Origin of the sequence: Alteromonas confluentis (assembly GCF_001757105.1) — a bacterium.
In the GTDB taxonomy this organism is placed as follows: Bacteria; Pseudomonadota; Gammaproteobacteria; order Enterobacterales; family Alteromonadaceae; genus Alteromonas; species Alteromonas confluentis.
In genome coordinates this window covers 96,443-119,019 of record NZ_MDHN01000004.1, presented here as the reverse complement: position 1 = coordinate 119,019, position 22,577 = coordinate 96,443, and the positions used below count along the sequence as shown (strand labels likewise).

Here is a 22,577-nt window from a genome sequence, read left to right as displayed (position 1 = left end):
CATGGTTCGTGGCTTCAGCCTGAGTTTGAGACGCTATATTCTCATTGCTTTGCTGGTAATGGGGACCGTGGTCATTTCTGGTTTCAGCGTACTCGCAATGATGAATTTTTTTGCCGGTATGGATGGCGTTATGCGCGGCACTATGGTGGATGCAGCCAGACAGACCAGGGTCGAGCCAGGTAAGCCTCAGGAAGTGCTGAGCTATATCATTGCTGCCGACTGGAACGATTTGCCCGAAAGCGTTAAATCTAAATTTAACCCCGACACGCTTCGCCCTTTTCACTTGTATAAGGAAGTGGAACGTTCATTTATTTTTTTCCGCCCTACGAGCGCGATGTTTGTGGTAAAAGTAGCGGATCGTAGAGGCATTCATCCGGACAGATATGTGGCGCAGGTGTTTGGTTCATTGCAATTAGAAGATGAGCCTAGATACATCCTGTCCCACGAGGGCTGGTCTATGCTGTTAGGGCTGGTGGTACTGGTGGTGTTTGCGGGTGTGTTGATGATCCTGCTGCGCAGCGTGTCCAAACCGGTGGAGCGATTGCGTTTATGGGCCCAGGGGCTAAACGAACACACTCTGGAGCAACCTGTGCCGGAATTTAAATACCAGGAGCTCAATGAGTTGGCGGGTATTGTCCATTCCAGCCTGCAACACGTGCGGGAAGGACTGGTGAGGGAACGAGAGTTTGTTTCTCACGCCAGCCACGAACTTCGCACCCCTATTGCGGTGATTCGTTCCAGTGTGGAATTGCTGCATAAGCTCGAAGAAAAGGGGCCATCAAAAGGCGCAAATGCCATACGACGCATTGACCACGCTTCACACACCATGACCGACCTCACTGAAACCCTGCTGTGGCTGAGCCGACAGGACCACGACGACCTGGTTATCTCTGAAATTCAGCCTGGCAAGATGCTGTCAACACTGGTGCAAGACTTACAATACCTGCTAACTGGAAAGCAGGTAGAGGTGGAACTTAGCACGGATGATGAAGTTTGCTCTATCCCGCCTACAGCGCTTCGCATTGTGTGCGGCAATCTGATTCGCAACGCATTTCAACATACTCAAAGTGGTACGGTTAGCATTCGTCAATCCGGCCAAACGCTGACCATCAATAACCGTGAAGACAATACCGATCAATGCGATGACCCGACCACAGGCAACGAATTGGGTTACGGGCTTGGGTTGGATTTAGTGAGAAGAGTAACGGCCAAACTGGGATGGACCTATCAGCACCGTTTTACGGCCGACGGCTGCGAAGTGAGTATTGTGCTCTCATGATTGAAGTTTGCTGTTTGCGTATCATCCCACTGTCATAAATCTGCATTAATGTTGTCATCTCTCATCTTCTGCAGTGAAGGCAACATTGAACGAAAGCAACTCTCCGGCTGACTGGCAGGGCATCACCGACCCGGCAGCCGTTCAGTCCCGCAGCGCGTTAAAAGCGTTTATCCGCGGGCTTACCAATGATCCGGTAGTAGCCGAAGACGTGCTGCAGGAAACTCTGCTGCGCACCAGTAAAAGCGTGCGCTTCGCCGAACTGGAAAATCCTCTTGCTTATATGATTACTGTGGCGAAGTCGGTGCTGTATGATTTTCAGCGTAAAGCCGTGCCGAATGCCGTGGATTGGCAGAATGAAGAACTCGAAGCCGCCAACGACAGTCCTGAAACCCATTATCACAACGCAAGCAAACTGGCTTTTATTGAAACCGTACTGGCGCAAATGTCGCCATTACGCCGGGAGGTTTTTGTTCTGCGGCGGGTAGACGGTATGAGCCGGGATGATATCGCCGCCGCGCTGGATTTGAGTGTGGAAGCGGTGAAAAAGCACCTTACCCGGGCCATGGTAGAGCTGACGCTCAAACTGGAAGAAGCGGGTTGGACAGAATCTCCAGAATAATCATTCTTTTTGTCCCCGAATGCATAAAATCACCATCTATATAATTGAATGTAAGTAACAGAGGCACAGATGACACACGCAGATCATTTAGATCAGGCCGCAGACTGGTTTGATCGTTTTGATGAACTGGACGAACAGGGCAAGGTTGAATTGTCGCTGTGGCTTGCTGTGCCTGAACATCAACAAGCTTTCACACGCATTGCAGCGGCGATTGGCCAACCTGAGGTGGCAGCGGCAGCAATACAGCTAGCTAACCGACAGCGAAACGATAAAACAACTACCACTGTACCTGATGTCGTCGAAATACGTCGTACAGCACGTCCCTGGTTTGCCATCGCAGCCAGCATGGCGGTGGCGGCAGTACTGGTTATCTGGTTGGGATTACAACACAACAACTCCGGTCAAGCAGAGTCGCCAGTGACCGTGGCCCAGGCGCAGACGCTGACCGTCGAAACGCCCGCAGGCTCAACTGAATCGACTGTGTTGCGAGATGGCTCAGTGGTCTATCTGAGTGGTAATTCATCATTGCAAGTGAATCACACGCAGGCGTTGCGTGAAGTGAGCCTTACCCAGGGACAGGCTTATTTTGATATTGCCCACGCTCCGGAGCGCCCCTTCGTAGTTAATGTCGATACCACCAAGGTGCAGGTCGTCGGTACCGCGTTTGATATCGATAAACTGGCGCATCAAACCGTGATCAGAGTGTACGAAGGTGTTGTTCGTGTGTTTGCCGACAAGTCGCTCACGCTGGTGAAAGGTGAGGGTGTTATCCTGGAAGATGGCAACTGGCGCCGTACATTCCGAATCGACGACAGCCTGTTGCCTGAATGGCGAAGTGGCTGGCTGGATGTAGATAATCAGCCGCTTGGCATCGTAACCGAGCAATTGTCCCGCTATCTGAATAAGCCGGTGCACATAGTGGGTAACAGCAAACAACGCATTGCCGGACGGTTCAATCTTAATGAAGCAGCGAAAAGTCTGCGATTGTTGGCGCAATCTGATGGGCTTTCACTGGAAGAAAAGGATGACGCTTACGTCATAACGGTGTCCGGCTAGCAGGGCGGGTTGTGAAAGTGTTTAAGCCTTTAACGCTATTTCGCCTCTCGTTCACCGCCATCGCGGTGGCGACCGGTTTGTGCATTGCCTTACCCACTAGCGCTGCGGTTTCTTCACCGTCCCCCGTTCCCGTTTTTATTGTATCCCAGCCGCTTAAAGACAGCTTGCGGGCGCTCTCTGAGCGGTTTGGTCAGTCTTTTGTGACTGACGCAGCAGTGGACATGAGCATTCGCGCTCCAGCGGTAAATGGCCAGTTTACCTTGCCGCAAGCCTTGGCGGCGCTGCTACACCCCGCCGGCTTGCAATATCAAATTACCGCCGATGGTATCGTGATCAGTCCGGCTGATGAACTGCTCCCCCAAGCACCTATTGAAGAGGTGGCGGTAACAGGATTACGGGCGTCGCTGGATGTATCCCGTCAGCGTAAGCGCGAGAATCACGTGATTTCCGATGTGATTGCATCAAACGATATTGCCAGTTATCCAGATCGCAACCTGGCGGAATCGATGCAGCGTATACCCGGCATGTCGATTACCCGTGAAGCCGGGGAAGGCCGTCAAATCATGCTGCGCGGGCTAAACCCGGATTTTACCCTGGTTACGCTGAACGGTATGACAGTGTTGGCGAACAACGATTCGCCCATGGATAGCAGGCTTCAAAAGCAGCGGGACCGTTCTTTCGACCTGAATTTGTTTGCCACTGATTTGTTCAGTGAAATTCAGGTATTGAAAACCTACGATGCTGAATTGCCCACAGGGGGAATGGCGGGCATTGTGGCGCTTAAAACCGCGCACCCTTTCGACCACCCCGGTTTACACTGGAACCTGTCTGCCCAGACCGGTGATAACCAGTTTACCGACGCGTTATCGAAGCGGGTATCTGCCATGGTGTCGAATACCCGTGGTCACTGGGGCGCATTGTTCTCTGTGGCCTACGGCACTCGCTTTTATCAGGAAATGGGCGCAAATACGTTTCGGTGGCGCAGTATTCCGCCTGATGGGGCGGATACCTCCGCCCTGCCAACAGCGCTTGCCAATGCATGGCAAAATGGCGAGTTAACCATACCACGGGGAAACCGTTATTCGGTATGGCAGAGTGACATGGACCGTGCCGGAGTAGGGGCTTCCATTGAATATAAAACCGACTTTGCCCACGTTACTCTGGATTGGTTGCACGGACGCCTGGCGGGTGAGCGTTACGAATATCACTTGTATCCCCGTGGCTTTAATTCGACTCCGGTGATTGAAGGGGAAACCCGCATCGTTGATGCCGCTGTGAACGACCAGAACGAACTGATCTACGCGGCCTATGAACAGGCTCAGGTGGGAACGGAAAGTCGTTATCAGCAAGTGGCCACCATTTACAATCAATGGGTGATGAATGTTGAGCATCATTGGGCACAGTCGCTAACCGGCAGCGGTGTGATTGGCTGGGAGCTCGCCCGCTACGATATGCCCCGCAGTAACAAAGCCTACATGGAAGGGGAAACCGATATTACGGTGGATTATCGTCAGGACGCTCGCTTTGCTGACATCACCTATCTGGACGACCTGACTCAACCTACTTTCTGGCAAATGAAGGAGCTGGACGCCGAAGCCTATTTTGCCGCTACGGATTTTTTCAATGCCCGCTATACGTTAGCCTACAAGCCGACTGATAACACGATCTGGAAGACCGGCATCGAGCTGGTTCATTTTCGCAATCAAACCGATTTTTATGATATCCAGGATCTCCTTTCGGCTGACTGGGCAAGCGGGCAACGAGACAGCACGGTGCCCGAAAGCTACAGCACGCCTCTCACCGCTCATCCCAAGCTTAACTGGCTGACACTCAATACCAATGCGATATTTGGTTATTTCGGATTGCCCAATGAGGTAAGTGCACTGAAGGGCACCCATGCTGCCGCTGAAAGTGAGCATAGCACCGAACAAGACGACATCATCGAGCAGCGCCTGGCGCTGTATTCCTCATTCAGCGCAGATTGGGGAAACTGGTTGCTGGATGCAGGCTTGCGCATTGAAAGCGAACAAACCCGCATCAGCGATTCTGACAGCGAGTTCGCCCGCAACCGCACACTGCGTCACACCCATTGGCTACCTGCGGTGAATCTGCGTTATCGACTGGCCACAGACAACACATTGCGCCTGAGTGTGAGTAAAACGCTGGGCCGCCCGCAGTTAGATGATCTGGCCGCTGCTGTACGCTATGACAGCGAAGAAAATACGCTCTATGGCTATAACGACAGCCTGAACCCCTACAGCGCTTACAATATCGATGTGGCCTGGGAGCGATATCTTTCCGACATGAATCGGTTTGCAGTGAGCGCATTTACAAAGTATCTGGATGACTACATTGTGTATGTAAGTGACAACTTACTAATCAGTCGACTCCCAGAATACGAGGACTTGCTAGCGCTATCTGCAAGCGACAGTGTGACATTGGTCAGCGCACAGAATGCCCAGCAAACCTGGCTTTACGGTGTAGAAGCCAGTGTTCAACTTGAGACGCCCTGGCCCTGGTCGCCCCAATACCATCTGGGTGTGGTGGGGAATGTGAGTTACACCCAGGGCGATTTGACTTACCATAATGCCAATACCGGTGAAGCACTGTCGGTGAAAAGCCTACCCTTTCTTTCGCCTTGGCTGGCGAACATCACTGCTTACTGGGAAAGCTACGATTTAAGTATTCGTCTTTCCGCTACCTATCGGGACGATTATCTTGCCCGAGTCGATAGCCAGACTTTGCAAGATGAAGACGAAACCGGCTTCGAAGAAAGCGTGTATGTTGATGCCGTTATTGCCTGGTATGTGGCGGATAACTGGGAGCTACGACTGGAAGCTACAAATCTCACCAATCAGCGAGAAATTCAGTATTCCGATTCCTCTCACCGCCCTTACAACACCACGCTAAGCGGACGGGATTACTACGTTGGCGTAACGTATCGTTTTTGAGTCACTACTAAAATGTGTATCAGGGCTAGATAGGTAAGAACAAAACAGATACGAACAGAAAAGGGCCGTGAAACCGGCCCTTTTTGGTTCTTCAATGAAACCTTACATGACGTAAGTCACGCCCAGGTAAACAGTACGGCCACTTAATGTGGTGTTGTACAGGCGATCATCGGAGTCAGAGTACTGCTCTTCACGCTCATCGCTCAGGTTGATGCCTTCCAGGCTCACTTTCAGTTTCTCGTTAATGTTATAGAACGCCGAGAAGTCAAAGTAAGTCGTGCCGTGGAAACCCGCTTCGTCCTGATCATCACTGGAAGTTTCAACCTGTGTCAGGTAATCGTCACGATGGGCTGCAGATACTCGTGCACCCCAGGTTTCCGTTTCGTAGTAAACCGTTAAGTTATAGGTGTTTTTCGACAGGCCATAGAACGGACGGGATACCTGCACGTTTTCGCCGTCTACCAGAATGTTGTGTACCGATTCGCCATCCGCATAGGTGTAGTTGGCGATTGCGCCTAGCTTATCAAACGGTGCTGGCAGGAAGTCGAAATCACGCTGGAAGGCCACTTCCCAACCGCTGAAATCGCTGTCTTCCAGGTTCTGTGGCTGCGATACGTTGTACAGCGTGCTGGCAGACTGCGCCACACCGTTTTCGTCTACCGCGCCTTCAATCAGGGCTGAAGGATAGCCGGTTTCACCGTACGGCGTAGGAATGGTGGTGGTGGCGATAAAGTTGTCGATGTCTTTGCGGAAGTAAGACAGCGCTGCGTAACCTACATCATCAAAGTAGTATTCAACGCCCGTTTCCATGTTCAGGGTTTCGAATGGCTGCAGTGACGGGTTACCAGAACTGATAGACAAGCCGCTTGAACCGGCCAGTGGATCGGTGTTAATGCTACCGCCAACGGCCAGGTTATTTAGCGTTGGGCGAGTAAGGTTCTTACCCGCACTGGCGCGCAACACCAGATTGTCGGTGGCATACCACGCCAGGTTCATCGCTGGCAGGAAGCCGTCGTAGTCACTTTCAATGGTGACATAGTTGGTGTCGTTAACCAGGCCGGTCGACGCAATTTCTGTCTCGTAGTAACGCACACCAAAGTTTGCACGAAGCTCAGTATCGCCTAACAGCATGTTCAGATCGTAAAGCGCATACGCTGCTTTGGTTTCTTCTTCCACATTGTTCGGCGTGCGGCTCATGGTGCCATTACGGTCGATATTGAAGTCGGCAAGCACGGCGTTCACATCAGTACTCAGCCACGACTGACGCTCGTGACCATTGTTCACGTACACAGTGGCTGGGTCTACTATGTCAGACACGTCACCCGACTGCCATTCACTGCGCAGCAGGTTGTCGGTTTGCAGGTAGTTGTCCATGTGTTTGAACTTCTTATACGACAACCCGAACTTCACGCTGCTGATATCATTGAGGAATAAATCGGCATCAATTTTAGCCACGTCGAAACTGTTCTCTACTTCGTTTTCAAGCAGGTCGATTTCATGGTAGCGGAACTCATCGATGTTAGTTGGATCGTAGTCGTTGACATAGGTGTTCTGGCCGTAGAAACGGTCTGGGCGGAAGTCCAGTGTCATGTCGCCGAAGGATTCAAGATACACCTTAGCGCTGTTGTCCTGGTATTCGCTCTTCATGTGACCAGCAAGGGCAGATAGCGATAAATCAGAATTCACCGTCCAGTCTGCATTGAATACAAACTGGGTGATTTCTGTTTTCGCTGTTTGATCGCGACTTTCTGAATGCAGCGCCGTGTTTCGCCATTCTGAGTACACCACTTCATTGTTACTGTTGTATTCAATGTCGGTCAGTTCAGAACAGTAGTAGCGCGCGCCGTCGTCGTAGTCCGGCCCGGTGCAGCCTAACGCCGTTGAGCTGGAACCACGGCTTTGCAGGTGGAATTCGGAGCGTTTGTTATCCAGTTTGCCGTACAGCGCATCTAAGCCGATCGACAGGTCGCTGGTAGGACGGTATTGCAGTGCAACCGTTGCACCCAGACGTGTTTGGTCGCTGTTAAACAAAGAGTAGCGGCTACCACGGGAGAAGCGCAAATCACCACTGTTTACCGCGTCCTGATCTTCCGCTGATAACGCAGAAATGTCAGAACCCTGGGCATCACGAGGACGCCAGCGATAGGTGTTATAACCCTGTTCGCTGGTGTCTCGGTTGCTGTATGCGATGGAGAACAGTGCGCCGAACTTGTCCCAGGTATTCGAAACCAGAGCCGCGATGCGAGGGCTGGTGTCCTCGGTATTTGAGTTCTGACCCGCTTGTGCACTGATAGCACCTTTAAAGCCATCGTAATCAAAAGGTTTGGCAGTGTGCAGACCTACAGTACCGCCGATACCGCCTTCATCCATATCAGCAGAGTACGATTTCTTCACGTCGATTTGGTTAAACAGTTCAGATGCAAAGATGTTGAAGTCGAAAGAGCGTGAGTTGTTCGTGGTACCGCGGCTGTCCATGGGTGAAGAAGACGTGCCCAGTGCTTCCATGCCGTTTAACTGTACTTGCGTGAAGTCTGCATTCAGACCACGTAGTGAGATCTGACGGCCTTCGCCCGCTTCACGGGTAATGGTGACGCCCGGTACACGCTGCAGGGATTCTGCCAGGTTCAGGCTGGGAAAGTCGGCAATGTCTTCGGCCAGAATGGTATCTTGTGTGCCCAGCGCATCTTTTTTCAGATCTTTTGCTTTAATGAGCGAGCTGCGAAAGCCTGACACTTCAATTTTTTCAATGTCGTCGGCACTGGGTTGTTCTTGCGCCACGGCAGCAGAAGAAACGGAGCCTAATACGCTGATGACGGAAGCCGCCAGAACGTGTTTTTTAAACGTGGTTGTCATAGTGTGTTCCTGTTTTTAATGTTGAGTGATGTGAATTATTGGGAAACCGGGTTTTTCCGGCGCAGGGCGCCATCGGCAAAACTGACAACGTGGCCGTCACGTTTTGCCTGAGGAGAACCGGGATAAAAATCGGTGGAAATCATTTGCGCGCCACTGGTAAACGCCGCCATTTTTTGCGCTGCTTTTTCTTCATTGCTGGCACTAAAGTCAGCATCCGCACGGGTGCGAACCAGAAACCCCTCTGCCACACGCTGGCTAATTTCGGTGTGTTGCGTGAACGGGTCGTTGATGATCATAAAAGCGGCGCCATCATCGTTTGCCGGTAACGAGGCAAACATCACGCGACCTTTTAGTCCTGTATGGTTTTCCATGAAGCGCGCGTTCTGCTCAACGTTGCCATCGAATACGAAGATAAATTTGCCGCGCAGGCTGTCTGCGTCAGGCCAGCCGCGTTTAAGCACTGCCTCACGCAGAGTGCTGAAGTCACCACGGATATCGTCAGGGGTGATAACGCGCTCTTTTAATGCAGTGCGGATGACTTCATTGAGTTGGTCGTAAGTGGCTGCAGTGAAGGGCGCAGGCGCAGGGCTTTTTATAAAAGAAGGCTGGTTCTCTTTGGCATTGATCAGTACCACGACAGGGAAGTGGTCAGCATGGGCCTCAGACCAGCGTTTTAACTTGTTCAGGCAAGCGGCAAAATCGGTGCAGTGAGATTGCACATCAACGTGAGGTATATGCAGCACCTTAAAGCCTGGTCGCGCCAGTTCCCGTTGAGATTCACTACTTAGCCAGTTTTCGCCAAGGCGTGTAGCCAGCTCCGGTTTATCATATTGATTACCTGTGGGGTCATTTACCACGTCAATTTCTAACTGACGTAAACCGGAATCCAGTTGTGCTTCAAGATCGCCGTGGCCGTAATTAATCTGATTGGCAGCGTGCGGGTCGTTCTTGGCCAGAAATTGATAAACCGACGCTGGCAAACCTTGCTTGTAGCTATTGTGCGAGCCAATCCATTGATAATCCGTGAGTGCATCAGCAAACGTTGTTTGCGTAGCCGCTATGGATAAAAGCAAGGTAGTTAAAAGTCGCATGGGTTTTCTCTCACAAGTCATGTGTGAGGAAGATGCGAAAAGCAAAATTTCGGGGACAGCAAAAATTCGCTAACCTGTTAATATTCATCAAATTGTCATATTAGAGATGAAGTTTTTATGACATTGAAAAATCTCTGTCCCCGTTTTTTCAATGTGCACGTCTATGTGAGTTGGGCTGCTATTTTTTGTGTGTTTTAACGGCCGACATTCGCAATTCAGGACGGGAAAAATGAAAACGGTATTATGGGGAAAATGGGTGGTTGGTATGGTTGCCGGCCTATTACTTTCTGGCTGCGGTGCTGATGCGGTGAAAACGGAATTGCCGGAACCTGATAATCAGGAGAAAGCGCAGGAAGTACAAATTGCCTTTCTTGCAGACATTCACTTGCATGATTTCCTCTCGGCAGCTGAAAACTTAGATGCCTCTGAATTGCCCGTAATTGCAGATACGCGAACATCAGATCAAAGCACGCAGGGAGCACAAACACCGGTGTTGATGCGCAGCATGCAGGCACAGCTCAACAGCACCCGGCTGTTCAATGAAAACTATTTTGTTTTTCTTGCTGCATTGGATGAAATTGCTGCCAAAGGCATAAAGCTGGTGGCGTTACCCGGTGATTTTTCTGATGACGGACAGCCCGCCAATGTGAGGGCGCTGGCTGATATTCTGGCTGAATACACCGATAAATACGGTATGCGTTTTTTTGCGATTACCGGCAACCATGACCCTGTGCGACCCTTTTCCCGTGCCGGAGGAAAGAAAGACTTTCTGCATCGCAGCGGCAAAGAAGTAGCGGTAATGAGTCCTGACCACCCCGACTGCCTGAATCAATCGGCATGGCAATGCAGCAATGCGCTGCGGGAATGGGGCTATGCTGACATCATGGAAACTCTGAAATCACAGGGCTTTAGCCCGTCTTCACAGGATTTACTCTATGAAACACCCTTTGGTACGGCTGAAGTCAGTAAGCGTGGCTGGCGCTGGTGCGACCCAGAAAGTAAAAGTGGGGAAAGTAATTCGACTGAAGAGAGCAACCAGATTGAAGAGAGCGGCAAATCTTGCATCTTCATGCCGGATGCCAGCTATCTGGTTGAACCGGTAGAAGGCCTTTGGCTACTGGCCATCGATGCCAATGTGTACACGCCCAAAGGCAAGGTTTCGTCGCTGGAATTTAATGGTTCAGGCAATGCGGGTTACAACGCGCTGGTGGACTACAAACCTGAACTCCTTGATTGGATTGCCGGCGTAGTCAAGCGGGCTGAAAAGCACAACAAGCACCTGATTGCGTTCAGCCATTTTCCTATGGCGGACTTCTACGACAACACACAAAAGCAGCTGGCTGAGCTGTTCGGAGACACCGGCATGCAACTCAAACGTATGCCGTCAGCATCGACAACGCAGATCCTGTCTGATCTCGGATTGCGGTTGCACATGGCCGGACACATGCACCTGTACGACATTGCACAGCCCGAAGATACTGGCGGGCTGGTGAATGTGCAGGTACCGTCGCTGGCTGCCTATCAGCCAGGCTACAGCGTGGTTACCCTGAACAATGATGGCAGTGCTCAGGTTGATACCATCATTCAGCAGCAAGTCGACCGTTTCGATACCTTGTTCCCTGTGTATGCTAAAGAGTGGCAATACCGCAACCAGGCGGGGCTGATAAACTGGGATAAAACCATTCTGGATACACCGGACTATCTGGGGTTTACCGACGCGCATTTAAAAGAAGTGGTGCGTCAGCGCTATGTGGGTCGTGAATGGCCGCAGCCTCTGGCTACTTTCATTCAAAGCAAAACGGTTGGTGACGCACTGGAAACGCTGGTATGCGGCAATATCAGTCGCGTTACTGATGAAGCATTGCTCGCAATGCCCGCCATTACCTTGGCGAACGATTATTACCGGATGAGAAACGCCGGGCAGTTTGCCGATCTCGGTGGTCGGGAAGTGATCTACGAGCGCCTCAGTGATGCCACGTTACATTGTGAGTTGCCTGAAACTGCTCCTGTGCAAACGCAACAGGTGAGGCGCTTTGTAAAACTGCTCAGCAACGTGGCGGTATCACGAGACGTTACGTCAATTACGGTGAAGGGCGTTTAACAGGGCGCGGGCGCGCCCCGTTGGCAAATCATGACCAGCATGGGCTAGGTACCAAGCGCAAAGCTTGTTTTCTTTCTGCTGGCAACTAATACCATGAGTAGCCCAAGCAAAGCGGTGCCTGCGCCAGCTAAGGCTACCGCTGGTAATCCAAGACCTGCACTTATAACGCCGCCACCTAAAGCTGCGCCAACCGCATTGCCAAGATTGAACGCACCAATGTTCATGGCCGATGCCAGATTCGGCGCTTCGCTGGCTTCCTGTACCACCAATGATTGCAGCGGTGGAACCACAGCGAAACTGGCAATGCCCCAAAGGAAAATCAGTGGCACAACGATAACGGAAGAAGACATGGTAACGGTAAAGATCACCAGCAGCAGAATAACTGCAATTAACGATACGATTAACGTGCCGTACAAAGTGCGATCGGCATAGCGTCCGCCCAGCACATTACCCACTGCAAGCCCCACGCCGTAAAGCACCAGCATGGCCGTTACAAAGGTGGTTGAAGCATGGGTTTCTTGTTGCAGAATTGGCACGATGTAGGTAAATACCGTGAACATTGAACTGGCACCCACCACTGTTAACAGAAGCGCTGCCAACACAGAACCTTTGCTTAACACGGCTAATTCATTGCGAATGTTCGCTTTCTCCTGATTCACCAAAGGAGGCAAACTAAAGCGCAAGGCTATCATTGCCACTAAGCCGATAGCTGCAATGCCCAGAAACGCATTTCGCCAGCCCAGCGTTGTGCCCACAAAGCTTGCCAACGGAACACCGCCAACGGTTGCAATGGTAAGCCCTGAAAACATTGCCGCAACCGCCCCGGCGCGTTGATTCGGCGGCACTAATTGGGTTGCGACGACAGCGCCAACACCAAAAAATACGCCGTGATTGAACGAGGTAATAATGCGGCTAATCATCAAGGCGCTGTAACTGTCGGCCAGCGCGCTCATTAAATTACCCAGGGTAAAAATGCCCATGGACAATACCAGCAGGCGACGGCGCGGCATATTGGCAAACAGTAAAGTCATGACCGGCGCACCTACCAGTACTCCAAAGGCATAAGCACTAATGAGAATACCAGCTGTAGGTATCGAAACGCCTAAGTCATCTGCTATCACGGGCAACATTCCCATAGGAGAGAATTCTGTTACACCAATTCCAAAAGCACCAATGGCCAGCGCCATCAGTGGAAAGTTAATCTTCATGTTGAACTCAAGTTTATTTATGATACCAGGGAATATAACGACATAAAGAATGCCCGAGTAGTGGGGTGGGAAGCTAATCTGTTTTGCATTGGATTCACAAATGAAGCAAGTTAAAGCTGATAGAACGGCTGAAATGGAAACCTTTTTGACGGTGGCAACACTCGGCAGTTTAAGTGGGGCGGCCAGAGAACTCGGTCTAACACCATCGGCAGTAAGCCGGATGATGACCCGAATAGAAAAGCGTTTAGGTGTGCGGCTGCTTGTCCGTTCTACCCGCAAACTTTACTTAACCAGCGAAGGGGAATCTTATGCCCTGGCTGCTCGGCGGATCTTAAAAGATGTCGAAGAGACCGAGCGCGCCATTTCCGACCGCGCCAGCCCAAGCGGTTTAATTAAAGTAAGTACCGCAACAGCCTACAGTCGTTTGACCATGATTCCCTTGTACAAAGAGTTTTTAGAGCGCTACCCCAATATCAAAATTGAAGTCGAAGTGAGCGATAAAATCAGCAATGTGGCCGATGGCCATATTGACGTCGCAATTCGTTTCGGCCCTTTACCTGACAGCAATTTAACCGCCAGGCGCTTAGGTGAAACCGGCAGAACCATAGTCGCATCGCCGAACTACTTAGCACAGGCTGGCATTCCCGAAACCCCTGCCGATCTAAAACACTTTAACTGTTTGGATTTCAGTTTTCAGCGCATAGAGCCCGGCTGGCCTTTTCGTGAAAATGGTGAAGATTACATTTTGCCCATAGAAGGGAATATGACGTCGAACAATGGTGAAACGCTGGTTGAACTTACCATGGCTGATATTGGCATTACCCGGGTCGGCAACTTTCATATCGAACAGGCGCTCGCATCGGGACAACTTATTCCGCTGCTAGAAGACTTCAATCCACAAGACAAAGAAGTTATACATGCCGTGTTTATTGGCGGGCGACACATGCCCGCCAGAGTGAGGGTGTTTGTGGATTATCTGGTTGAGAAAATGGCTTCTAATTCCTAAGGATCATTTATCGCTTATATCATTCTGCCTGTGTTCACATGAACTGCAAATAAGGTTTTCTTTTGCAACGGACAGAGAGCGTTTTTGTTAGAATGGCAACCTCTATTGTCAGTATGCGCTACGCAGGTTGCTCCGGGGTTGCTGATGGTTAACGCTATTTAAGTATTTAAGGTCTGTTGTGAAAAAAACCGGTATTTTTGTCGATGTACAAAACGTCTATTACACCACCCGCAGTGCGTTTAAGCGCAACTTCGACTACAACCGTTTTTGGGCTGAGGTGACTCACGACAGGGAAGTGATGACTGCCAATGCTTATGCCATCAATCGTAACGACGAAAAGCAGAAGCAGTTTCAGAATATTCTCAGAGCTATTGGCTTTGAGGTGAAGCTGAAACCCTTTATCCAACGCGCCGACGGCAGTGCCAAAGGTGATTGGGACGTTGGCTTAACGCTGGACATGATGGAAGCAGCGGAACATTGCGACGTACTTGTACTGGTGTCTGGCGACGGTGATTTTGATTTGCTGGTTCAGCGTGCCCGGGAAAAGTACCAATGCGAAGTGGAAGTGTACGGTGTTGAAGCGCTGACTGCCGATAGCCTGAAGCGTGCAGCTGACCGCTTTGTGCCGGTGATGGATAATCTGCTACTCTAAGCGCCTTTTTTGTTCCCAGAATAACGACTACAAACCGGATTAGTTCATGCGCTTCAAACTCCCGTCATCAGCCAAAGCTGTGGCTTTATCATTACTCACTGTTCTCTCTTTTTGTGTAACGTCTTTCCATTCGGTGGCAGAAACCGCAGCCTGGGCTCAGCCTGAGAAGGAACTGATGGTACCGGTAGAAGGCGGCAAAATTTATGTGCGCGTAAATGGCCTTGAACATAAAAATGCGACACCGGTGATATTTATTCACGGCGGTCCGGGTGGCACGCATAATGGCTTTGCCGGTATGACGGAGCTGGCTAACGACCGTATGGTTATCATGTACGATCAACTCGACAGCGGTAAATCAGAGCAGCCGAACGATCCGGTCAACTGGCGGGTAGAACGATTTGTTGATTCTCTTGAAACGATTCGAAAAACCCTAGGGTTAGATGAGTGGCATGTTGTGGGCCATAGTTGGGGCTCGGCGCTGGCACTGGAATACTCAGCTAAATATCCGCAGCGCACCGTGTCTACGGTTTTAGGAGGCACGTTTATTTCGACGCCACATTGGATCATGGATGCAAACCTGCTGGTGAAAGCCGCCCCGCAAGACGTGCAGGCAACGCTGAAACAGTGTGAATCGGCTGCGCCGCCAGAAGGTGATGTATGTCGCAAGGCTTACACCAAACTTTATTCAGTTTATTACATCCGGGGTATTGGCACTGAAGCGGCCAGAGCCTATTACGAGAACGTAGGCGGCAACGGCTTTAATCCGCTTATCTACAACAAGATGTGGGGACCAAGTGAGTTCTCATCCACCGGCGTGTTAAAGAGCTACGATGCCACCCATTTACTGGCAGGCATCGACCCGATGAAAACTTTGTTCATGATTGGCCAGTACGATTCGGCTCGTATCGATACCGTACAGGATTATCTGGCACTGACACCGGGAGCAGAACTGGCTGTGGTGCCAGGTGGTGCACACGGTTTCTATAACGACCGGCCACGCATTACGTTTGCATTGTTGAAAAGCTGGTTGGACAGGAAAGATAAGTAAAGTTGCTCACTGCCACAGCTACTTTCGTGAAATAAACACTCCGCTGAAGCGGAGTGTAGTCATTGCATGTAAAGTACAAAACCTATCAATTTAACTAGCTTCGCTTTACCCGTTGTCTGAAGCCGGCAAGCCCGGCTAAAAGGCAACCCATCATTGCAAGGGTACCTGGCTCTGGTGCGTTTACTGATGGTGGTGGTGCATTGAAACCCGCTTCCCCGGAAACATAAAATCCAGCAAAGAAAATATTGTCGTTAACTGAAGGGTTAATTGTATCTACTGTGATCGAGCTATCGCCAACATTAATGTAGTTTGTCAGGTCGTAACGCTCTGTATCTTCGGCATAGGAAGGCATGAACGGTGAATAAGCATCGTCGAAGCTACCGAAGGTGATCAGGGAACCATTTGCCTGGTTTTCACCGTCATCAAATCCACCGGCATTTTCTGTAATGAGTGTACCATTGACTGAAACGTCAGAGGCCTGATTACAGCAACTAAAGCCTATACCTAGCACCATCTCTGCAAAGAATCCTGGCGAGGTAGGATCTAAAGGGGTTGCGAAGTTGATTGATGTTGTATCGCCGAGAATGTCCGAGAAACCATCCAGCAAGCCAACAGAAGCAATCGGTAAACTTGAATTTTCGTAAACGATAACCAGACCACTACCATCAACTGATGCACCACCGACGAGTTCTTCAATACTGAAATCGTAGATACCACCAGGGCCAGCATCGATAGTACTTTTCACAATGGAAGTTACGTCTGCTTTATGCATTCCTGTATGCGGATAACTTGGATTAGTGACTTCCGGGCCAAAGGTAACATTCACACCGTCTAGGGCCACAGTCGGCGTAGTGTTTGAACCTTGAGTCGCAGTGTAAAGGTAGGCAGCCACTACCGTAGAACCTGCGTCTACACTAGCGCTAACAATACCGCTATTACTTGAACCGCCCCATCCATCTGTGGACATTCCGACATTTCCATAATAAGTCGAACTTGGTATGAGGGCCCCGTATGATGAAGCTGACAGAGCAAGTGCTGAGATGCTTAAAGCCTTTAAAAGGCGCGACTTTGACTTTTGCATTACAAAATTTCCTATGATTTGACTATATCCTTGCTTAGAAGTTTTTCTAAGAATTTTTCCGCAAATTAAACGGCTAAATGCGAACTTGGCTTGTGCAAAAAATAAGCCAAATAAGGAAATTCTTATTTAACAGAAAGTTAAATGTTGTGTAAATTTTACACGGTTTTAATTGTAATTTTTACCGACAATAAAAAAGTACTAGATAGTACGTTTTTACTGCATGTTTAATAAATTGGAGGGTGAAAAAAAGTCGCCGAAGGCTCTTAACGTATATGAGGGCTAACGATATGTACCTGTTGATCGCGTTGCCTATCTTTCCGCTTTGCTTTTTTAAGTGGTGGGCATAAATCATCGTTGTTGTAGTACACAATACACTCCAGACACTGCACACATTCATTGTAATTAATATCACCTGTGGGCGTGATGGCTTTGATGTCGCATTTGTGATGACAAAGCGTGCAGGGGTTGCCACAAGCCTTGCGACGGGTAAGCCATTCACCGGCGTGGAAGTAACCCAGTACAGCCAGGCCGGCGCCCAGCGGGCAGACATAGCGGCAGTAGAACTTGTTGATCCAAAGGCCGGCAATCAGCAGGGCAACCGCATACAGCACAAACGGCCAGGTACGTACAAACTGCAATGTGATCGCGGTTTTGAACGGTTCCACTTCTGAGGCAATTTCAGCCACTCTCACTGAGGCGAAAGAGGTGATTACCAGGCCAATCAGAATGGCATACTTAACCCACCAGAGTTTACTGTGAGCGTCGAACGGCACCTTCTTCTGACGGATACGCAGCTTTTTCGCCACCCAGCCCACCATTTCCTGCAGTGCGCCAAATGGGCACAGCCAACCACAAAAAATACCGCGACCAACAATAAACAGACTAACGAATACGTAGCTCCAGAGAATGAACAGAATGGGGTCCATCAAGTACATATTGATGTCGAAACCATTGATCACACTTTGCAGGATTGGATAAATATTGACGATAGAAAGCTGTCCCTGCCACAGCCAGCCAATGAATATGAGCGTGTAGGTGAGGAAGCTCCAACGCACCCAGCGGAACAGTTTCTCGTTGGCTGACAAGCGGTGCTGAAAGATGAAAATTAGCGTAACCAGAATAAGGCTTACCACTAACACCGAAATATCCATGATGCGGTTTTCCCAAATCCGAACCCACGGCGCTTTCGGCGCTTCCTCTACCACGGCTTCGGCAAAATCAAACAGGGTTTCAGGCAGGCTGTAATCATCGTGCAGGTGCAGTTGATTGCGGATGAGATGGTTGCGGGCGATATCAATGTTCAGATTCAATGACATGGTATCGCCAGGGTTGAAGCCAGACTGGGTGTTTACCACGAATACCTGCACATCGTCGCTCTCAGGCATGCCTGCGCCCAACTGTTGGTCGGCATAACTGTAGAAGTTTAAATCCCGCATGGGGAAGGGCAAGTCATTCTGCGTCAGCGAAATGCGATTAGCTACCGTACCGGGTTTGAAGTCGTCTTCCAGATAGTTGAAGAAACCTTCCGACATCACCAGAAAAGCCTGCTCATTGGGCTTCAGTATTGTCATCAGGCGTTGATATTCGCTATCACCCAACAAATTACGCCCTATAGTCGGGGCGTTCAGGTAGGCGTAATACACGTCGAAGTTATCGTAAGAAAGGTCAAAGGTATCGCTGGGGAATGTATCAAGCTCAATGTTAAAGCCATCGGCCATATCTTGTTGGCTGATACGCCACTGACGTACCAGACCATCATCAAGCAACTGCTGCCAGTTCTTTTCTTCAAAGGTGTCTTTTGGTGTGGCCAACGGTGAACTGGCGAAGCCGGACAATAATTGACGCGCAACTTTAAGCGAAGACAACAAAATGGTGTCGTTAATGATGATCACCGACACCGTGGCTTTGGTAACGCCATCCACATGCACTATAGATGGGTCGTCCGGATTATTCTTGGCAGCAGAATCTACAATTACACGCTGGCCTACATTCACGCCTTCATACTGGTTTATGAAATTGAGCATGGGTTCCGGGCCAAGCCCGTGCAGGAAAATGGGCTCGTGGTGATTGATAATACGAATGCCTTTTACATTGCCGGCGGTGTCGATGCCGATAAGCAGGTTGATTCGGGTACCGGAAAAGCCCGACAGATTCACTAAATCGTTACTGGCAAATACATAGCCCAGTAATTCCTGTAACTGATAAACCGGTTGCACGGGGACATCGGTTTGCTTGTCGCCAATGAGCGTGGCTTTAGGAAAAATGGATTGGATAAGGGAATCATCGATACTGACTTCTTCGGCCAAAGTGGCGCATGTGCTGATGCAGAGTGAAATGAAGAAGAGGAGTCTTAAAAAGGCAGTATGGATGAATCCTGTCATGGGGGAGGTCCTTAAAAAGAGCTGGCGGCAGGTCCATGCCAGCTCTCTGAAGAAAAACTCGTAACAGGGTTGTGGGACCATAACCCTGTTACGATGCCCGCCTTACGAGCGAGGCAACTTGAAGGTCCAGACTGTACCGCCTTGGTTGATGTCTTTTACGCGTTTGGCAACTTCACCACCCCACAGAGGAACGGCGCCACCCCAACCAGACAGAACACTCAGATATTGCTCACCGTCCATCTCCCAAGTAATTGGAGAGCCGACGATACCTGAACCTGTATTAAACTTATAAACAATCTCACCGGTCTTCGCATCGAAGCCCATCAGATAGCCTTCAGGTGTTCCGGTAAATACCAGGTTACCCGCAGTAGCCAGAACACCACCCCACAGAGGCGCGCCGTTCTTGTACTCCCACACAGTTTCACCCGTTTTCGGGTCAACCGCTTTCAGTGAACCAATGTGGTCTTCGAATACTGACTTGATGGTGAAACCAGAACCTAAGTAAGCCGCACCTTTCTTGTAGCTTACTGGCTCGTTCCAGATGTCCATACCCCATTCGTTAGAAGGCACATAGAACAGACCTGTGTCTTCGCTGTACGCCATAGGCATCCAGTTCTTACCACCTAAGAATGAAGGTACTGAGAATACTGTTTTACCTTTCTCACCGTTCTCGCTTTCAGAAGGGTCACCAGGACGGCCGGTTTCAGTGTAGATAGGTGTACCGTCGTCGTTAAGGCCGCTCGCCCAGGTAATACCGCTTACGAATGGGAAGCCACGGATGAAATCGCCATTTTCACGGTTCAGTACATAGAAATAGCCGTTACGGTCGGCGGTTGCCGCTGCTTTAACCGTTTTACCTTTTGACTTGTAGTCGAAGGCAATCAGTTCGTTAACACCGTCGAAATCCCAGCCGTCGTGTGGCGTGGTCTGGAAGTGCCATTTGATTTCACCGGTATCAGGGTCGATAGCAAGACGTGAAGAAGAGTACAGGTTGTCACCAGGACGTAAGTGAGAGTTCCACGGTGCAGGGTTACCCGTACCCATGAAGATCAGATCTTGATCTGGGTCGTAAGTACCGCCAAGCCAGGTTGCTGCACCACCGGTTTTCCACAGGTCGCCAGTCCAGGTCTTGTTCGCTTCACCACCAGTGATGCCGTTTTCTTTGCCGTTCAGGTAACCCATGTGACCTTCAACGGTAGGGCGGGTCCATACCAGTTCACCGGTTTTCGCATCACGGGCTTCAACTTTACCCACGATACCGAATTCACCACCAGAAATACCGGTGATAACTTTACCTTTAACGATCATAGGCGCAGCAGTGAACGAGTAACCTGCTTTGTAGTCACCCATTTTCTTGCGCCATTTCACTTTACCGGTCTTTTGGTCAAGTGCTACCAGAATCGCGTCTAGTGTACCGAAGATAACCAGGTCGTCGTACAGCGCCGCACCACGGTTGATTACGTCACAGCAAGGCATGATGCCGTCTGGCAGACGAGCTTCGTATTGCCACAGCTCATCACCGGTTTTTACGTCGATAGCGTAAATACGTGAATAAGAACCAGTTACGAACATTACACCGTCGTGTACCAGAGGCTGTGATTCCTGACCACGTTGCTTCTCGCCACCTAGTGAGAATGCCCATACAGGGTGCATTTTCTTAACGTTTTTGGTGTTAAGCGTGTCCAGTGGGCTAAAACGCTGTCCGCGCGGGCCCATACCATAACTAAGTACGTCGCCGGTAGTTTTGGCATCGTTGAGGATGTCTTTATCGGTAACGCCTGCCGCTTGAACACCAACAACGGTGCTAAGAGACAATGCCAGACCGACAGCAGAGCTAATCAGGTGACGTGAAACTGTTCGACTTTTCATCATGTTTCTCCAGTAGTTCAACAGGTGCTTGAGGTGGTTATTCCACCTTTTTGCGCAACCGGCGCGCCTTTCTAAAACCTCGTTAAAGGTTGGGAGAGGTTTTTCCAGGTTGCCTAGCGTTATAGTTCAATCCGTCTTCCGGCGCGTTATTAGTTGGGCAACAGTCACTAAGCATAGACTATCTTCGGATGACGACAGCATCAGTATTAGCTAATGTTTTTTTAACAACCATTAAACCTTGGATTATCATTTTTAGTCCCTTAGTAGTACTACCTGCTTTTTTGCTTCGATAAGTCGAATCCGAATAGCTGTCTTCTCTCTGCTTTGCATTGATAGTGTTACGTTTTTTTGTGTTTTATATAAACGCTATGAATGTGAAAAGTGGCGCAAAAATGATGCTGAAAAAAGACTGTAATGCTGAAGATTTAGGCGTTGATAGGGGAAAAAAGCCCGATATGAAAACCGGGCTCCGTAGTATTGAATGGGGTGTCACCGGTTATTCGGCATAAAGGCCAGGAATAGTGTAGGTGACGCCGTACTTTTCAAAGATACTTTGCATGCGACCGTCTTTGATCATCGGCTCGGTGATGCCTTCAATGGCATAGGCAAGTTGTCGGTAATCCGTTTTGACTGCCATGCCGATATCCCAGGCCTTTATGCTCATGGCAGCTAAGCCGGTAGCATTGATGGTGTATTGTTCGGAGGCAGGTTGTGCCCACTCCAACTGAGACTGCATGCCAGCGACTGCGGCGACTTCACCCTTCTTGAACAAATCAACGCCATCGAAGGTGGTGGTTGTATGCACCATGTTCTTGCGCAAACGGCCGCCAATGGTCGAACCCAGAAAGGTGTCGGGCAACGAGTCGATTTCTACCGCAATTTTTTCATACTGAAAAATCGCCAGCGTATCGATGCCGTTGGTCTTTTCTGTGTTTTTGAGCAGCGCCCATTTCTCACGGTGGTAGGGACCAAACATAGCCACCATTTCATTGCGGGGTAAACCGTAGCCATCAATGCCATAGCTAAACTTGCGGTCGTAAGGGACACGCAACATTAAATCGGCTTTCTGACGAGTGATGATATGGCCTTTCCACACGGCCTGACGCAGGTCGTCTTCAAGGTTCTCGTCGGCATTGATCCACATGAACTCGGCTTTTACGCCCAAACCTTTGGCAATGGCATTGCCCACGTCAATGTCGATACCCGTCGGTTTGTCATTTTCCAGGTAGGAATAGGGAGGGAAATTATTGTACACCGCGATGGTGATGACGCCAGCATCGATGATGTCGTCATAGCTTTTGGCCTGAACTGAAAAAGCGCTGGCTGCTATAAAAGCAGTCAGCGCCAGGCCCGTTATCCAGCAACGTAATAAGCGAGCCATG

General features: G+C 50.0%; 15 protein-coding genes. 8 read left to right on the top strand and 7 right to left on the bottom strand.

All coding sequences use genetic code 11. From position 1 onward, the window contains the following. Window position 1: 1 nt before the first annotated feature. The 4 genes from BFC18_RS01435 to BFC18_RS01420 all read left to right on the top strand — a co-directional run bounded on the left by BFC18_RS01435 (window position 2) and on the right by BFC18_RS01420 (window position 5,905). A complete protein-coding gene (locus tag BFC18_RS01435; RefSeq protein WP_070123406.1) occupies window positions 2-1,279 on the top strand; it encodes a sensor histidine kinase in 1,278 nt (425 codons plus the stop codon). Between the two features lie 85 nt (window positions 1,280-1,364). After that, window positions 1,365-1,898, top strand: a complete 534-nt coding sequence (locus BFC18_RS01430; RefSeq protein WP_170826545.1) for an RNA polymerase sigma factor — start codon at window positions 1,365-1,367, stop codon at window positions 1,896-1,898. A gap of 69 nt (window positions 1,899-1,967) precedes the next feature. Next, window positions 1,968-2,954, top strand: a complete 987-nt coding sequence (locus tag BFC18_RS01425) for a FecR family protein (RefSeq protein ID WP_070123405.1) — start codon at window positions 1,968-1,970, stop codon at window positions 2,952-2,954. Window positions 2,955-2,971: 17 nt separating this feature from the next. Then, on the top strand, window positions 2,972-5,905 hold the full coding sequence (locus BFC18_RS01420) for a TonB-dependent receptor (protein ID WP_139138924.1): 2,934 nt from the start codon (window positions 2,972-2,974) through the stop codon (window positions 5,903-5,905). 102 nt (window positions 5,906-6,007) lie between these two features. On the opposite strand, the gene BFC18_RS01415 is transcribed toward BFC18_RS01420, so the two are convergent. Both BFC18_RS01415 and BFC18_RS01410 read right to left on the bottom strand, forming a co-directional pair. Beyond that, window positions 6,008-8,758 (bottom strand): TonB-dependent receptor, encoded by a 2,751-nt coding sequence (locus BFC18_RS01415; RefSeq protein WP_070123403.1) that lies wholly within the window; start codon window positions 8,756-8,758, stop codon window positions 6,008-6,010. A gap of 35 nt (window positions 8,759-8,793) precedes the next feature. Next, the gene (locus tag BFC18_RS01410; protein WP_070123402.1) at window positions 8,794-9,849 is read right to left on the bottom strand and encodes a Ca2+-dependent phosphoinositide-specific phospholipase C; all 1,056 of its coding nucleotides are present in this window, start codon (window positions 9,847-9,849) and stop codon (window positions 8,794-8,796) included. Window positions 9,850-10,078: 229 nt separating this feature from the next. Between BFC18_RS01410 and BFC18_RS01405 the strand changes: the two genes are divergently transcribed. Next, window positions 10,079-11,950: a metallophosphoesterase family protein gene (locus BFC18_RS01405; RefSeq protein ID WP_070123401.1), complete on the top strand. Its 1,872-nt coding sequence runs from the start codon at window positions 10,079-10,081 to the stop codon at window positions 11,948-11,950. 44 nt (window positions 11,951-11,994) lie between these two features. On the opposite strand, the gene BFC18_RS01400 is transcribed toward BFC18_RS01405, so the two are convergent. Continuing rightward, a complete protein-coding gene (locus tag BFC18_RS01400; protein ID WP_070123400.1) occupies window positions 11,995-13,158 on the bottom strand; it encodes an MFS transporter in 1,164 nt (387 codons plus the stop codon). A gap of 100 nt (window positions 13,159-13,258) precedes the next feature. Here BFC18_RS01400 and BFC18_RS01395 point away from each other — a divergent pair, with 100 nt between their 5' ends. The 3 genes from BFC18_RS01395 (at window position 13,259) to BFC18_RS01385 (ending at window position 15,864) form a co-directional block, all read left to right on the top strand. Then, the gene (locus BFC18_RS01395; protein WP_070123399.1) at window positions 13,259-14,164 is read left to right on the top strand and encodes a LysR family transcriptional regulator; all 906 of its coding nucleotides are present in this window, start codon (window positions 13,259-13,261) and stop codon (window positions 14,162-14,164) included. Between the two features lie 178 nt (window positions 14,165-14,342). Continuing rightward, on the top strand, window positions 14,343-14,816 hold the full coding sequence (locus BFC18_RS01390) for an NYN domain-containing protein (RefSeq protein ID WP_070123398.1): 474 nt from the start codon (window positions 14,343-14,345) through the stop codon (window positions 14,814-14,816). 46 nt (window positions 14,817-14,862) lie between these two features. Further along, on the top strand, window positions 14,863-15,864 hold the full coding sequence (locus tag BFC18_RS01385; protein WP_070123397.1) for a proline iminopeptidase-family hydrolase: 1,002 nt from the start codon (window positions 14,863-14,865) through the stop codon (window positions 15,862-15,864). A 94-nt stretch (window positions 15,865-15,958) separates the two neighbouring features. On the opposite strand, the gene BFC18_RS01380 is transcribed toward BFC18_RS01385, so the two are convergent. The 4 genes from BFC18_RS01380 to BFC18_RS01365 all read right to left on the bottom strand — a co-directional run bounded on the left by BFC18_RS01380 (window position 15,959) and on the right by BFC18_RS01365 (window position 22,576). Beyond that, window positions 15,959-16,831, bottom strand: coding sequence for a PEP-CTERM sorting domain-containing protein (locus BFC18_RS01380; RefSeq protein ID WP_070123396.1), 873 nt, complete (start codon window positions 16,829-16,831; stop codon window positions 15,959-15,961). A 377-nt stretch (window positions 16,832-17,208) separates the two neighbouring features. Then, window positions 17,209-19,326, bottom strand: coding sequence for a NosR/NirI family protein (locus tag BFC18_RS01375; protein ID WP_070123395.1), 2,118 nt, complete (start codon window positions 19,324-19,326; stop codon window positions 17,209-17,211). Window positions 19,327-19,428: 102 nt separating this feature from the next. Then, the gene (locus tag BFC18_RS01370) at window positions 19,429-21,198 is read right to left on the bottom strand and encodes a methanol/ethanol family PQQ-dependent dehydrogenase (protein ID WP_425388344.1); all 1,770 of its coding nucleotides are present in this window, start codon (window positions 21,196-21,198) and stop codon (window positions 19,429-19,431) included. 493 nt (window positions 21,199-21,691) lie between these two features. Next, window positions 21,692-22,576, bottom strand: coding sequence for a substrate-binding periplasmic protein (locus BFC18_RS01365; RefSeq protein WP_070123394.1), 885 nt, complete (start codon window positions 22,574-22,576; stop codon window positions 21,692-21,694). Window position 22,577 lies beyond the last annotated feature (1 nt).

Coding starts and splice junctions, on each gene's coding strand:
- BFC18_RS01435 (WP_070123406.1), top strand. CDS start 2: ATGGTTCGTGGCTTCAGCCTGAGTTTGAGACGCTATATTCTCATTGCT.
- BFC18_RS01385 (WP_070123397.1), top strand. CDS start 14,863: ATGCGCTTCAAACTCCCGTCATCAGCCAAAGCTGTGGCTTTATCATTA.
- BFC18_RS01380 (WP_070123396.1), bottom strand. CDS start 16,831: ATGTCCACAGATGGATGGGGCGGTTCAAGTAATAGCGGTATTGTTAGC.
- BFC18_RS01410 (WP_070123402.1), bottom strand. CDS start 9,849: ATGCGACTTTTAACTACCTTGCTTTTATCCATAGCGGCTACGCAAACA.
- BFC18_RS01370 (WP_425388344.1), bottom strand. CDS start 21,198: ATGATGAAAAGTCGAACAGTTTCACGTCACCTGATTAGCTCTGCTGTC.
- BFC18_RS01365 (WP_070123394.1), bottom strand. CDS start 22,576: ATGGCTCGCTTATTACGTTGCTGGATAACGGGCCTGGCGCTGACTGCT.
- BFC18_RS01405 (WP_070123401.1), top strand. CDS start 10,079: ATGAAAACGGTATTATGGGGAAAATGGGTGGTTGGTATGGTTGCCGGC.
- BFC18_RS01395 (WP_070123399.1), top strand. CDS start 13,259: ATGAAGCAAGTTAAAGCTGATAGAACGGCTGAAATGGAAACCTTTTTG.
- BFC18_RS01375 (WP_070123395.1), bottom strand. CDS start 19,326: ATGACAGGATTCATCCATACTGCCTTTTTAAGACTCCTCTTCTTCATT.
- BFC18_RS01415 (WP_070123403.1), bottom strand. CDS start 8,758: ATGACAACCACGTTTAAAAAACACGTTCTGGCGGCTTCCGTCATCAGC.
- BFC18_RS01400 (WP_070123400.1), bottom strand. CDS start 13,158: ATGAAGATTAACTTTCCACTGATGGCGCTGGCCATTGGTGCTTTTGGA.
- BFC18_RS01425 (WP_070123405.1), top strand. CDS start 1,968: ATGACACACGCAGATCATTTAGATCAGGCCGCAGACTGGTTTGATCGT.